This window comes from Streptococcus oralis (assembly GCF_019929365.1).
Taxonomy (GTDB): Bacteria; Bacillota; Bacilli; order Lactobacillales; family Streptococcaceae; genus Streptococcus; species Streptococcus oralis_BT.
The window spans coordinates 17,754-31,430 of record NZ_JAHZPH010000006.1 but is presented as its reverse complement, the minus strand read 5'-3'; the positions used below and the strand labels follow the sequence as shown (position 1 = coordinate 31,430).

Below are 13,677 nucleotides of genomic sequence, written 5' to 3'. Positions count from 1 at the left end.
AATAATGAAAACGGTCACTTCAAAATATAGCTAAGAAAAAAGGAATGAAAACGCTGAGAATTGTGGGAATGAATGGAATTTGTCCTACTTTTGTGATATAATTACTTTAATTATTATAGTATAGGGGAGTGTCATGACGAAACGTTCAAAGAGATCTCGCTCGGGGAAAGTAAAGCGAAGCGTTAACATAGCCTTGTTAGCTATTTATCTATTGTTGGCTGGCTTTTTATTGTTTTTGATTTTTAAATACCATATCCTTGCTTTTAGATATCTTAATCTAGTGGCAACTGCGCTAGTTCTACTAGTTGCCTTAGTAGGGCTGCTCTTGATTATCTATAAAAAAGCTGAAAAATTTACTATTTTTCTGTTGGTGCTCTCTATCCTTGTAAGCTCTGTGTCGCTCTTTGCAGTACAGCAGTTTGTTGGACTGACCAATCGTTTAAATGCGACTTCTAATTACTCAGAATATTCGATCAGTGTTGCTGTTTTAGCAGATAGTGAGATTGGAAATGTTACGCAACTGACGAGTGTAACAGCACCCACTGGGACTGATAATGAAAACATTCAAAAACTACTAGCTGATATCAAGTCAAGTCAGAATACCGATTTGACGGTCGACCAGAGTTCGTCTTACTTGGCGGCTTACAAGAGTCTGATTGCAGGGGAGACTAAGGCCATTGTCCTAAATAGTGTCTTTGAAAATATCATCGAGTCAGAATATCCAGATTATGCATCGAAGATAAAAAAGATTTATACTAAGGGATTCACTAAAAAAGTAGAAGCTCCTAAGACGTCTAAGAATCAGTCTTTCAATATCTATGTGAGTGGAATTGATACCTATGGCCCGATTAGTTCAGTGTCGCGTTCAGACGTCAATATCCTGATGACTGTCAATCGAGATACCAAGAAAATCCTCTTGACCACAACGCCACGTGATGCTTATGTACCAATCGCAGACGGTGGAAATAATCAAAAAGATAAATTAACCCATGCGGGCATTTATGGAGTTGATTCATCCATCCACACCTTAGAAAATCTCTATGGAGTGGATATCAATTACTATGTGCGATTGAACTTCACTTCGTTTTTGAAATTGATTGATTTGTTGGGTGGGGTAGATGTTTATAATGATCAAGAATTTACTGCCCATACAAATGGAAAGCATTACCCTGTAGGCAATGTTCATCTTGATTCAGAACAGGCTCTTGGTTTTGTTCGTGAGCGCTACTCCCTAGCAGATGGTGACCGTGACCGTGGGCGCAATCAACAAAAGGTGATTGTGGCTATCCTTCAAAAATTAACGTCTACCGAAGCACTGAAAAATTATAGTACGATTATTGATAGTTTGCAAGATTCTATCCAAACAAACATGCCGCTTGAGACCATGATGAACTTGGTCAATGCTCAGTTAGAAAGTGGTGGAACTTACAAAGTGAATTCGCAAGACTTGAAAGGTACGGGACGGATGGATCTTCCTTCTTATGCGATGCCAGATAGTAACCTCTATATGATGGAAATTGACGACAGTAGCCTTGCATCTGTCAAAGCTGCTATTCAAGACGTGTTGGAGGGCAGATGAAATGATTGATATTCATTCGCACATTGTCTTTGATGTAGATGATGGCCCCAAGTCAAGAGATGAAAGCAAGGCCCTCTTGACAGAAGCCTACAGGCAGGGGGTGCGAACCATTGTCTCTACCTCTCATCGTCGCAAGGGCATGTTTGAAACTCCAGAAGAGAAGATAGCAGAAAATTTTCTTCAGGTTCGGGAAATAGCTAAGGAAGTTGCGAGTGACTTGGTCATTGCTTATGGGGCGGAAATTTACTACACACCAGATGTTTTGGATAAACTGGAAAAAAAGCGGATTCCGACCCTCAATGATAGTCGTTATGCCTTGATAGAGTTTAGTATGAACACCCCTTATCGCGATATTCATAGCGCCTTGAGCAAGATCTTGATGTTGGGAATTACTCCAGTCATTGCCCACATCGAGCGCTATGATGCTCTTGAAAACAATGAAAAACGCGTTCGAGAACTGATCGATATGGGCTGTTACACGCAAGTAAATAGTTCACACATCCTCAAACCAAAACTTTTTGGAGAACGTTATAAATTCATGAAAAAAAGAGCTCAGTATTTTTTAGAGCAGGATTTGGTTCATGTCATTGCAAGTGATATGCACAATCTAGACGGTAGACCTCCTCATATGGCAGAAGCATATGACCTTGTTACTCAAAAATACGGAGAAGCGAAGGCTCAGGAACTTTTTATAGACAATCCTCGAAAAATTGTAATGGATCAACTAATTTAGGAGAAATGATGAAAGAACAAAATACGATAGAAATCGATGTATTTCAATTATTAAAAACCTTGTGGAAACGCAAGTTAATCATTTTATTAGTGGCACTTGTGACAGGGGCGGGAGCTTTTGCATATAGCACTTTTATTGTTAAGCCAGAATATACGAGTACCACGCGTATTTACGTAGTCAACCGTAATCAAGGAGATAAGCCGGGACTGACAAATCAGGACTTGCAGGCAGGATCTTATCTGGTAAAAGACTACCGTGAGATTATCCTTTCGCAGGATGTATTGGAAAAGGTAGCGACAAATTTGAAATTGGATATGGCAGCAAAAACGTTAGCTAGTAAAGTTCAAGTGACTGTACCAGCTGACACTCGTATCGTCTCAATCTCTGTCAAGGATAAACAACCAGAGGAAGCCAGTCGCATCGCTAATTCTCTACGAGAAGTTGCTGCAGAAAAGATCATCGCTGTAACGCGAGTATCTGATGTAACGACACTTGAAGAAGCGCGACCAGCTACGACTCCCTCTTCTCCAAATGTTCGACGCAACACCTTGTTTGGTTTTCTTGGAGGAACCGTCGTAACAGTAATTACTGTTCTTTTGATTGAGTTGCTCGATACCCGTGTGAAACGTCCTGAAGATGTCGAAGATGTACTGCAAATTCCACTTTTAGGAGTCGTTCCAGATTTGGATAAAATGAAATAGGAGGAAGTTATGCCAACGTTAGAAATCTCACAGGCAAAATTGGATCTTGTAAAAAAGGCAGAGGAGTATTATAATGCTTTGTGCACGAACCTACAGTTAAGTGGAGATGATTTGAAAGTATTTTCTATCACTTCTGTGAAACCAGGTGAAGGAAAATCAACGACTTCCACTAGTATAGCTTGGGCTTTTGCGCGTGCAGGTTACAAAACGCTGTTGATTGATGGAGATATTCGCAATTCTGTTATGTCAGGTGTCTTTAAAGCAAGGGATAAAATTACAGGTCTGACAGAATTTTTATCAGGAACCACAGACTTGTCACAAGGGCTTTGTGATACCAATATCGAAAATCTCTTTGTGATTCAGGCTGGCTCTGTGTCACCGAATCCGACAGCACTTCTTCAAAGTAAGAATTTCAGTACAATGCTTGAAACCTTGCGTAAATATTTTGACTACATCATTGTAGATACTGCTCCTGTCGGTGTCGTGATTGATGCAGCTATCATTACGCGAAAATGTGATGCTTCTATTTTAGTGACAGCAGCAGGTGAAACAAATCGACGGGATATTCAAAAAGCGAAAGAACAGTTGGAACAAACTGGGAAGCCGTTTTTAGGAGTTGTGTTGAACAAATTCGATACTTCAGTAGATAAATACGGTTCTTACGGAAATTATGGAGATTACGGAAAAAAATAAAAAATAGTTTGGGGGATAGAGATGAATGGAAAAGTAGTAAAGCCTTCATTGGCCATAATCCAGAGTTTTCTTGTTGTTTTATTAACTTATCTACTTAGTGCAGTGAGAGAAACGGAGATTGTTTCAACAACAGCTATTGCACTTTATATCCTCCATTATTTTGTCTTTTATATCAGTGATTATGGACAAGATTTCTTTAAAAGGGGATATTTGCTTGAGCTTGTCCAGACATTGAAATATATCCTATTCTTTGCGCTAGCGATTAGTATTTCTAATTTTTTCTTAGAAGATCGATTTAGTATTTCTAGACGAGGCATGATTTACTTCCTCACATTACATGCTCTCTTAGTCTATGTGCTAAACTTATTTATCAAGTGGTATTGGAAGCGAGCTTACCCCAATTTTAAAGGAAGTAAGAAGATCCTCTTGCTCACAGCAACTTCTCGTGCCGAAAAGGTACTGGATAGATTAATAGAATCAAATGAGGTTGTTGGGGAGTTGGTAGCTGTCAGTGTTTTAGACAAACCAGATTTTCAGCATAATTCTTTAAAGGTAGTAGCAGAGGAGGAGATAGTAGACTTTGCGACTCATGAGGTGGTCGATGAAGTCTTTATCAATCTTCCAAGTGAAAAATACAATATTGGAGAGCTTATCTCTCAGTTTGAAACGATGGGAATTGATGTAACAGTCAATCTAAATGCTTTTGATCGTAGTTTGGCACGTAACAAGCAAATTCGTGAGATGGCAGGATTAAACGTTGTGACTTTTTCTACAACATTTTATAAGACTAGCCACGTGATTGCTAAGCGGATTATTGATATCGTGGGTGCATTGGTAGGGCTGATACTATGTGGTCTAGTCAGTGTTGTACTGGTTCCTTTGATTCGAAAGGATGGGGGCTCTGCTATTTTTGCTCAGACGCGTATAGGAAAAAATGGACGACATTTTACTTTTTACAAGTTTCGCTCTATGTGTGTAGATGCCGAGGACAAAAAAAGAGAACTCATGGAACAAAATACCATGCAGGGTGGAATGTTTAAGGTGGACGATGATCCTCGTATCACGAAAATTGGTCGTTTTATAAGGAAGACTAGCTTGGACGAGCTGCCACAATTTTACAATGTTCTAAAGGGAGATATGAGTTTGGTAGGTACACGACCACCAACAGTGGACGAGTATGAACACTATACCCCAGAACAAAAACGTCGACTAAGTTTTAAACCTGGAATAACAGGCTTATGGCAAGTCAGTGGACGAAGTGAGATCAAGAATTTCGATGAAGTTGTCAAATTAGATGTGGCCTATATAGATGATTGGACAATTTGGAAAGACATTGAAATTTTATTGAAGACAGTTAAAGTTGTATTTATGAGAGATGGAGCGAAATAGATTGATAGATGTAAAAATCATTGTGGCAACACACAAGAAGGTTAAAATGCCTCAAGATAATTCTCTCTATCTTCCAATACATGTTGGGAGAGAGGGGAAATCAGATATCGGTTTTATTGGAGATAATACTGGTGATAATATTTCATCTTTAAATCCATATTATTGTGAATTAACAGGACTTTACTGGGCGTGGAAGAACTTAGACTGTGATTATCTAGGTTTAGTACACTATCGTCGTTATTTTACAAAAAGATCACGAGGTTATTCGGAACATATCAACATGGATGAAGTTGTTTTATCTCGAGATGATTTAGATAATCTTCTTTCTAAAAATGATGTTCTAGTTCCTAAGAGGAGGCGATATTATATTGAAACACTCTATTCACACTATGCCCATACTTTGGATGGAAGTCATCTTGATATTGCTCGTGATGTCATTAAAGAGTTAAGCCCAGAATATTTAACGACCTTCGATAAGGTTATGAAGCAACGTAGTGGTTACATGTTCAATATGTTTATCATGAAAAAAGATTCGGCAAATCAGTATTTTTCTTGGTTATTTCCTATTTTAGATAAGATGTACGAGCAAATAGATGTATCCCAGTTAACACCATTTGAAGCTAGACTATTCGGTCGTGTTAGTGAATTATTATTTAATGTGTGGTTGAAACATAAGGACATTAAGCCAAAAGAACTTCCATTTATGTATATGGAAAAGGTGGATTTGTTTGAAAAAGGGAAATCCTTCTTAATGGCAAAATTTTTTGGAAAGAAGTATGGTCAGAGTTTTTAGATAGGGATGAACAATAAGAATGAAATTAACAGTAAAAATAAAGTCTTTGCCAGAAATTTTAGCTCTTGTTGCGTTAGGGATATTTTTAATTATTTCAATATTAAGTGTGACTTTTTATGCTCAATATTTACCTAAAGAAGTCTATAAAATAGTGGTAGCTACTTTACTCTTTCTTTTGTTTACAAAAGAGACATTTAAAAGAAAGTATGATTACAAAACACTCATTGGATTATTTGCTGCAACTTTACTTTACTTTATTATAGGGGAAATGGGCACTATCAATTCTAATATCGCAGTAGGTATATTGTTTATTTATGCTTTACGTGATATTCCGTTTAAAAATGTAGCGAAAATTGCTTTAGTGATAAGTGTATGCTTGTTATTGTTTGTTATAATAAGTGCTAAATTGGGAATTATACCTAATTATTTAGAGATTTCTGGGAGAGTCCGTAACTATTTGGGTTTTAGATATGCTTTATTTCCGTCGGCTCTGCTGATGAATGTAGTTGCTATTGTATTTTATTTAAAGCAAAATAGAATCTATTATTGGCAGTGGTTCTTGCTAGCTTTATCTGTTTATTGGGTATATGAACAGACTGATTCTCGTTTGACATTTTATAGTTCCTGTATATTGTTGATTTGCAATTTATTAATAAAGTGGTTTCCTGATCTTTTCTCTAAATTAGGACGTATGTTTAGTATTTTTAAATTTACCTTTATTGTAAATGCACTAGTGAGTTTTTGGATTTCATTTACTTATCTCAATTCAACTAATGTTTTTGTTAATAATTTTCTTTATGAATTAAACTACATGTTAGGTAATCGTATATATTTGACGAATAAATCTCTGCAGCTATATGGCTTTGGTTTGTTTGGCCGACAAGTTGAATGGACTGGGAATGGTCTCACTACAGAGGGAGTAAAAATTTATCAGACGTATCTATATGTGGATAATTTGTATATGCAAATTTTACAAAAATACGGTTTGCTAATCCTAGTATTGATGATTATACTGTTAACCTTAACTTTGTTTAAAGTTATTAAGAGACGTCAATGGGTTCTTGCTTTTATTTTGATATTGATGAGTTTCCATTCAATAATTGATGATTTGAATTTGTACCTTCAGTACAATATATTTTGGATTTTGATAGGAAGTTTAATATATTCTGATTATCAATCTTCCAGCGAAAGAGATTAAATGTTAGAGAATGATTCGTTTGAAAAAATAATATAATGGGAAATTAAGTAGTATTAGTCAGCTACAGATTTAAGAGAATACTGAACAGGAGTACTATTATATATCGAATTGTATCGTTTTTACAGAGGAGAAAAGTATGTCGGATATCAAAATTATTCAAAACAAGATTCTGTCTATCTTGAAAGAATTTATTAATATTTGTGAAGAAAATAATTTGACCTACTATGCTCTAGGGGGAACATTGCTTGGAGCAGTACGTCACAAAGGATTTATCCCTTGGGATGATGATATTGATATTGGCATGCCGAGGGAAGATTATGAAAAGTTTAAAAAAGTAGCTCCACGTTTATTACCAAGCTATTTAAAGATAGTCAATAATCCTCTAAATCTCGATATAACTCAATTGGTCGATAAAAATGTGATTGTTAAATTTGCAAATTTGGAAAGCAATGTCTTTATTGATATTTTTCCTCTAGATGGTTATCCAGAAAAGGGGAGTTTTGCAGCTAAATTACATAGTTCTAGAGTGTTGTTTCAAAGAATGCTTTGTAAAATATCAGTTTTGGATCATCTTGAAGACAAAGATCGCGGAACTATGGAGAATCTTATAGTTAAAATATCTAAAACGCTAAGAATCCAAAAGCTACTTCCAAAAGATGCTTTAGTAAAGAATCTGCATAAACTTATTCAGAAATATGATTTAAAAACTTCCCGTTACGTTGGGAATGTTCTAGGCAGATATAGGGAGAGAGAAATAGTTCCTAAAGAGTACTTTGGGGAGCCTAACTCTCTTAATTTTGAAGATGTTATAATAAAATGTCCTACAGATTATAAAGGTTATTTGACGGAAATTTATGGCGATTTCATGGAACTCCCTCCAGTAGAAGATAGAGTGGCACATAATATCGAGCTTATATCAACTAGAGATAAAGAGTAAAAGGTAGGTTAAAAATTGGCAAAAAAAGTATGTATTGTGAAATGGATTTTAGACGATTCTGGCGGTGGTGAGCGAGTTGCTATATCATTGGCAAATGAACTCACAAAAAAGTGTGAAGTTCATTTGATTGGAATTACAACAAAGCAATCTAACCTTTTCTTTAAAATTAATTCTCAGGTAAAATACTCCAATTTTTTTGACCATAGAGTACGCTTGTCTAAGAATATTCTCAAAATCTCAAAAATGTTAAAAAAATATTTTATAGATAATGAGATAGAGGTTGCCTTTGGGATAGGGATATCCGCCAATGTATTTTTATCTTTAGCAGGAATAGGGATTCCTACTAAAGTAGTTTTATGTGATCACACCAATTCAATTACTGATAATAGAGAATTTTCTCAGAGAGTACAAAGGTATGTTGGAACAAAGCTTGCAGATAAGATTATTACTCTCACCCTAGAAGATCGTAGAAATTATATAAGCAAATACGGTATTTCTGAGGATAAGATTGCTTATATTTACAATTGGAAAGAAAATCTTCTTTCTAATGTAACTTATAACAATGAGTCGACTAAACTTGTTACAGTTGGTCGTTTTGATAATCAAAAAGGCTATGATTACCTTGTTCAAGTTGCCAAAAAGGTTTTGTCTAAGAAGTCTGACTGGACCTGGGAAATCTACGGTTCTGGCAATCAAGATGAAGTAGACAAAATCCGGGAACTAATCAATGAAAACGATTTGCAGGATAAATTGTTCATTAAAGGACTAGAGAAAAATCAGGATCTAATATATGGGGATAAAGGGATTTACGTCATGACTTCTCGTTACGAGGGTTTACCCTTGGTATTGTTAGAAGCTCAGCAATACAATCTTCCTATTGTTAGTTTCAGTTGTCCGACAGGGCCTAGTGAGATTGTCGAAAATGGTATTAATGGTTATCTAATAGATTGTTATGATATAGATGAGATGTCTAAGAGATTGTTAGAGCTAATGAATGACAAGGAAATTAGGAATCGTTTTTCATCTCATGCCAAAGACAATATGGATAAATTTGATAAAAATATGATTCTTAACCAGTGGATTGAACTGATTGAGAAAATTTAGGAGATAAAATGAAAGATTGTTTGTTAACAATTGTAATGCCTAGTTATAATATTCAGGACTACATTTTAAAAGGAATTGAATCCTTCCAGCAAGTAAACCCAAATCATAAAGAAAAATTTGAGGTTTTGATTGTGAATGATGGAAGTACAGATGATACAGAAAAAGTAGCAAAAGAAGTTTTGGAAAAAGATTCTTTACTGAATGGACGAGTAATAACGAAAGAAAATGGTGGACATGGTTCCACTATCAATCGTGGTATTCAGGAAGCGAAAGGGAAATTTTTTAAAGTTATTGACGGAGATGATTGGATTATTCCGGCAGAATTTGAAAAGTTTTTGGATGCTCTTGAAACTACTGATGTAGATATGATTATTACCGATTTTACAGAACAACATGTATATAATGACACTGCTGTTCGAAATGATTTTATTGATAAATATGAAGTTGGTAAGACATATACGGGAATTCCTGATGTTCGAATTCCAATGCATTCAGTTGCTTATAAAACATCTATCTTATCGAAGAATAACATTCGATTGAGTGAAAAAACTTTTTACGTTGATATGCAGTACACTCTATTTCCTTTAGAGTATGTCCATAGTTTTGTTTACTGGAATTTCGATATTTATCAATACTATATTGGAAGACCTGAACAGAGTATGAATATTGAGAGTATGAAGCGAAATGTTCGTCATCATCTAACTGTAACAAACTCTGTGCTAGACTATTTTTCAAAAATTGAGGGCGATGTTGTCTTGAATCGAGTTGTTTCTGAGACATTGGTCTATTTAATTAGTTTGCAAGTTGATTTGTCTTGGATGGTTGATGACTCTAAGGCACTCTTGACTGAACTATACAGTAAAATTCAGCAAAGTTCATATAACTACATTCCTACGAAAAAATTTGATAAATTATCTTATTTAAACCATAACACCAACTATGCACTAGGTGTGATTTTCAATCCCATTTTGAAGAAATACTCGAAGAAGAAAGAAAAAGAGAGAGAGGTTTAAGATGTTGATTAGCATTGTTGTTCCGGTTTATAATGTTGCAGACTATTTGCACTTTGCTATAGAAAGTTTGATAAAGCAGACCTATCAAAATTTCGAAGTAATCCTTGTAAATGACGGTTCAACAGACAATTCTCCTATGTTATGCGAGGATTATGCAAATCGGTATGAAAATATCCATGTTTTTCACAAAGAAAATGGTGGTTTATCTGATGCACGTAACTTTGGAGTTTCTAAAGCGAGTTCAGATTGGATTTTCTTTTTAGATCCAGATGATTATCTTGAAGAATATACTCTAGAGTTAATCGTGAAAATTCATGAGGAGCATCATGCAGACTTGATTTCAACTAAGGTGAAGACAGCGTCTAAATATAATGCTTATACTTCTTATCGCTTACAAGAATCAGATTATAAAGGTCTAGCTCCAATCACAAAAGAAGAGGCTCTGGAAGCAATGTTGGATGATAAATTCGCGACAGTTTCTGCTTGTGCCAAACTCTACCACAAAAGTATCCTGGAGACAGTTCCTTTTCCAGTTGGTAAAATTTATGAAGATTTTTATGTCGTTAGTGAACACCTTTCTCTTGCAGATAAAATTGTAATCAGCCCACTTGAAACATACAATTATTATCGAAGAGAGGGAAGTATTGTCCGTTCAACATTTACTGAAAAAAGGTATGAATTCTTTGATGCGGTTGAAAGAAACGAAGAAGTCATTAGGAAAAAATATAACCAATGTGAAGAGTTACTACAATCATTACAAGCAAAAAAAATATTGGGTGGTTTTGTAGTAATTGGTGCAAAAGCTGACTCAGGTTTAAAAGATTTTGCAAAAGATAAAGAGTTATTGAGAGTCAAAATGAGTGAGTTATTAAAAAATAGTAAGTTATCATCGAAAGTAAAACTTAAATACCTTATTTTTATTTTTAGCACTAAATTGTATTTGTTGCTACGATAGTATCGTGTATAGATTCAATTTAATTTGGAATAAGTCTTAAAAATTGTAGGAAAGAGGAAATATGAAAGAAACTTTTAGAATAATTGCCCATTATAAGTCTAATCGGTCAAAGTTTTTATTTTCGCTGATTGATTCTAAATAGGACGACTTGAAATGAAAGTACTTAAAAACTATGCCTACAATCTATCTTATCAATTGTTGGTGATTATACTTCCGATTATTACGACTCCCTATGTAACACGGGTCTTTTCTTCGGATGATTTAGGAATTTATGGTTATTTTAACTCCATCGTTACTTATTTTATCCTCTTAGCGACTCTAGGAGTTGCCAACTATGGGACCAAGGTAATTTCAGGGCATCGCAAGGAAATTGAAAAAAACTTTTGGGGAATCTACTCTCTGCAATTAGGTGCAACAGTCCTTTCTCTAACCTTGTATGGTCTTCTTTGTCTAACCCTTCCCTTTATGCAAAATCCAGTAGCCTACATTCTAGGCTTGGCTTTGGTTTCTAAAGGATTAGATATATCCTGGCTCTTTCAAGGGTTGGAGGATTTTCGAAAGATTACTGTTCGCAATATTACAGTAAAATTAGTTGGAGTGATTTCCATCTTCCTTTTTGTCAAATATGCAAATGACCTATACCTCTATGTCTTTTTGCTAACCATATTTGAACTCTTGGGGCAGCTAAGCATGTGGCTACCCGCTCGGGAATTTATTGGAAAACCTCATTTTGATTTAGAGTACGCCAAACATCATTTGAAGCCTATTATTTTGCTATTCTTACCACAGATTGCTATTTCGCTTTATGTAACTTTGGATCGTACGATGCTTGGTGCTTTATCCTCTACAAAAGATGTAGGAATTTATGATCAGGCTCTTAAATTGGTAAATATTTTATTAACATTGGTAACATCGCTTGGGAGTGTTATGTTACCTCGAGTTGCTAATTTATTAGCAACAGGAGATTATAAGGCAGTCAATAAGATGCACGAGATGTCTTTTTTAATCTATAACTTGGTGATTTTCCCAATCATAGCAGGAATGTTGATTGTCAACGATGATTTTGTTCAATTTTTCCTTGGGAAGGACTTTCAAGATGCACGCTATGCAATTTCTATTATGATTTTTCGCATGTTCTTTATCGGTTGGACCAATATTATGGGAATTCAAATTTTGATTCCACACAATAAAAATAAGGAATTTATGGCTTCAACAACTGTGCCTGCGATTCTCAGTGTTGCTTTGAATTTGTTATTTCTCCCTAAGCTTGGTTATATAGGGGCAGCGATTGTCTCAGTGTTGACAGAAGCACTTGTATGGGCAATTCAATTGTTCTTTACTCGTAAATACTTAAAAGAAGTTCCCATTATTGGATCTATGACGAAAATTGTACTCGGATCTGCTATCATGTATGGCATTTTGCTGGCTTCAAAAACATTCATACATTTTTCACCGGTCATAAATGTTTTAGTGTTTGTGGTGCTTGGTGGAATCATTTACCTTTTTTTGATTCTATCTCTGAAAGTGGTAGATGTGACAGAATTAAAACAAATGATTAGGAAAAATTAGAATGCGCAAATATCGAAATATTAATTTAGATCTATTAAAAGTACTTGCATGTGTTGGAGTCGTTCTACTTCATACAACGATGGGTGGGTTTAAAGAGACAGGTTCTTGGAATCTTTTGACATATTTATATTATTTAGGAACCTATTCTATCCCTCTATTTTTTATGGTCAATGGTTATTTATTGTTAGGAAAGAGAGAGATTACCTATTCTTACATACTGCAGAAAGTAAAATGGATTCTAATAACAGTGTCGTCATGGACCTTTATCGTCTGGCTGTTTAAAAGAGACTTTACAGAGAACTTAATTAAAAAAATTGTAGGTTCTTTAATACAAAAAGGTTATTTTTTTCAGTTTTGGTTTTTCGGAGCCTTAATGATCATTTATATATGTTTGCCGATTTTGAAAAAATTTCTAAATTCAAAAAGAAGTTATTTATACAGTATATCTTTATTGGTAGTTATTGGTCTGATTTTTGAGTTGACCAATATTGTACTTGAAATGCCAATTCAAACATATGTTCTACAAACCTTTAGATTATGGACTTGGCTTTTCTATTATCTTTTAGGTGGTTTTATAGCTCAATTTGATATAGATATTATCAAAAATAGTTTTAAGAGATGGATGAAAGTAGTTGTAGTATTTCTATTCTTGATTTCACCTTTAATATTATTTTTCTTAGCGAAGACCACTTACAATAATCTTTTTGCTGAATATTTTTATGATATTTTATTTGTAAAAGTTGTAAGCTTGGGAATTTTTCTAACTATACTCACGCTTACTTTAAATGAAAAACGGAGCGGATGTATTGTTTCCCTTTCCAATCAAACTATGGGAGTTTTTATAATACACACATATATTATGAAGGTATGGGAAAAACTATTTGGTTTTAGTTTCGTAGGATCATATTTACTTTTCGCTATATTTACTTTAAGTGTTAGTTTTATTATTGTTGGAATGTTAATGAAAATTCCTTATTTCAATCGAATCGTTAAATTATAAAAAGGAGATTTAA

Annotated in this window: 13 protein-coding genes; all 13 read left to right on the top strand. The window is 34.7% G+C overall.

The window, feature by feature from the left end:
- Positions 1-133 precede the first annotated feature (133 nt).
- Positions 134-1,579, top strand: a complete 1,446-nt coding sequence (gene cps4A / locus K1I53_RS07610; protein WP_223328941.1) for a capsular polysaccharide--peptidoglycan transferase Cps4A — start codon at positions 134-136, stop codon at positions 1,577-1,579.
- Between the two features lies 1 nt (position 1,580).
- Complete coding sequence (cps4B, locus tag K1I53_RS07605) at positions 1,581-2,312, top strand: capsular polysaccharide biosynthesis protein Cps4B (RefSeq protein ID WP_223328940.1); 732 nt, start codon at positions 1,581-1,583, stop codon at positions 2,310-2,312.
- An 8-nt stretch (positions 2,313-2,320) separates the two neighbouring features.
- A complete protein-coding gene (gene cpsC, locus K1I53_RS07600; protein WP_223328939.1) occupies positions 2,321-3,013 on the top strand; it encodes a capsular polysaccharide biosynthesis protein CpsC in 693 nt (230 codons plus the stop codon).
- A 9-nt stretch (positions 3,014-3,022) separates the two neighbouring features.
- Positions 3,023-3,706, top strand: coding sequence for a tyrosine-protein kinase (locus K1I53_RS07595; protein WP_125453928.1), 684 nt, complete (start codon positions 3,023-3,025; stop codon positions 3,704-3,706).
- A gap of 21 nt (positions 3,707-3,727) precedes the next feature.
- The gene (locus K1I53_RS07590; protein ID WP_223328938.1) at positions 3,728-5,095 is read left to right on the top strand and encodes a sugar transferase; all 1,368 of its coding nucleotides are present in this window, start codon (positions 3,728-3,730) and stop codon (positions 5,093-5,095) included.
- A 1-nt stretch (position 5,096) separates the two neighbouring features.
- Positions 5,097-5,888 carry a DUF4422 domain-containing protein gene (locus K1I53_RS07585; protein ID WP_131200408.1) on the top strand — a complete coding sequence of 264 codons (792 nt, stop codon included), beginning with the start codon at positions 5,097-5,099 and terminating at the stop codon, positions 5,886-5,888.
- A 19-nt stretch (positions 5,889-5,907) separates the two neighbouring features.
- The gene (locus K1I53_RS07580; RefSeq protein WP_223328937.1) at positions 5,908-7,086 is read left to right on the top strand and encodes a polymerase; all 1,179 of its coding nucleotides are present in this window, start codon (positions 5,908-5,910) and stop codon (positions 7,084-7,086) included.
- Positions 7,087-7,222: 136 nt separating this feature from the next.
- Positions 7,223-8,023, top strand: a complete 801-nt coding sequence (locus tag K1I53_RS07575) for a LicD family protein (RefSeq protein ID WP_223328936.1) — start codon at positions 7,223-7,225, stop codon at positions 8,021-8,023.
- Between the two features lie 15 nt (positions 8,024-8,038).
- Positions 8,039-9,127: a glycosyltransferase family 4 protein gene (locus K1I53_RS07570; RefSeq protein ID WP_223328935.1), complete on the top strand. Its 1,089-nt coding sequence runs from the start codon at positions 8,039-8,041 to the stop codon at positions 9,125-9,127.
- 8 nt (positions 9,128-9,135) lie between these two features.
- Positions 9,136-10,140 carry a glycosyltransferase family 2 protein gene (locus tag K1I53_RS07565; protein WP_223328934.1) on the top strand — a complete coding sequence of 335 codons (1,005 nt, stop codon included), beginning with the start codon at positions 9,136-9,138 and terminating at the stop codon, positions 10,138-10,140.
- 1 nt (position 10,141) lies between these two features.
- On the top strand, positions 10,142-11,095 hold the full coding sequence (locus K1I53_RS07560) for a glycosyltransferase family 2 protein (RefSeq protein ID WP_049536762.1): 954 nt from the start codon (positions 10,142-10,144) through the stop codon (positions 11,093-11,095).
- 153 nt (positions 11,096-11,248) lie between these two features.
- Positions 11,249-12,664: a flippase gene (locus K1I53_RS07555; RefSeq protein ID WP_223328933.1), complete on the top strand. Its 1,416-nt coding sequence runs from the start codon at positions 11,249-11,251 to the stop codon at positions 12,662-12,664.
- Between the two features lies 1 nt (position 12,665).
- Positions 12,666-13,664 carry an acyltransferase gene (locus K1I53_RS07550; RefSeq protein WP_223328932.1) on the top strand — a complete coding sequence of 333 codons (999 nt, stop codon included), beginning with the start codon at positions 12,666-12,668 and terminating at the stop codon, positions 13,662-13,664.
- The last annotated feature ends 13 nt before the right edge of the window (positions 13,665-13,677 follow it).

Excerpts from the sequence above, each read along its gene's own strand:
- cps4A (WP_223328941.1), top strand. The coding sequence starts at position 134 with ATGACGAAACGTTCAAAGAGATCTCGCTCGGGGAAAGTAAAGCGAAGC.
- cps4B (WP_223328940.1), top strand. The coding sequence starts at position 1,581 with ATGATTGATATTCATTCGCACATTGTCTTTGATGTAGATGATGGCCCC.
- cpsC (WP_223328939.1), top strand. The coding sequence starts at position 2,321 with ATGAAAGAACAAAATACGATAGAAATCGATGTATTTCAATTATTAAAA.
- K1I53_RS07595 (WP_125453928.1), top strand. The coding sequence starts at position 3,023 with ATGCCAACGTTAGAAATCTCACAGGCAAAATTGGATCTTGTAAAAAAG.
- K1I53_RS07590 (WP_223328938.1), top strand. The coding sequence starts at position 3,728 with ATGAATGGAAAAGTAGTAAAGCCTTCATTGGCCATAATCCAGAGTTTT.
- K1I53_RS07580 (WP_223328937.1), top strand. The coding sequence starts at position 5,908 with ATGAAATTAACAGTAAAAATAAAGTCTTTGCCAGAAATTTTAGCTCTT.
- K1I53_RS07575 (WP_223328936.1), top strand. The coding sequence starts at position 7,223 with ATGTCGGATATCAAAATTATTCAAAACAAGATTCTGTCTATCTTGAAA.
- K1I53_RS07565 (WP_223328934.1), top strand. The coding sequence starts at position 9,136 with ATGAAAGATTGTTTGTTAACAATTGTAATGCCTAGTTATAATATTCAG.
- K1I53_RS07560 (WP_049536762.1), top strand. The coding sequence starts at position 10,142 with ATGTTGATTAGCATTGTTGTTCCGGTTTATAATGTTGCAGACTATTTG.
- K1I53_RS07555 (WP_223328933.1), top strand. The coding sequence starts at position 11,249 with ATGAAAGTACTTAAAAACTATGCCTACAATCTATCTTATCAATTGTTG.
- K1I53_RS07550 (WP_223328932.1), top strand. The coding sequence starts at position 12,666 with ATGCGCAAATATCGAAATATTAATTTAGATCTATTAAAAGTACTTGCA.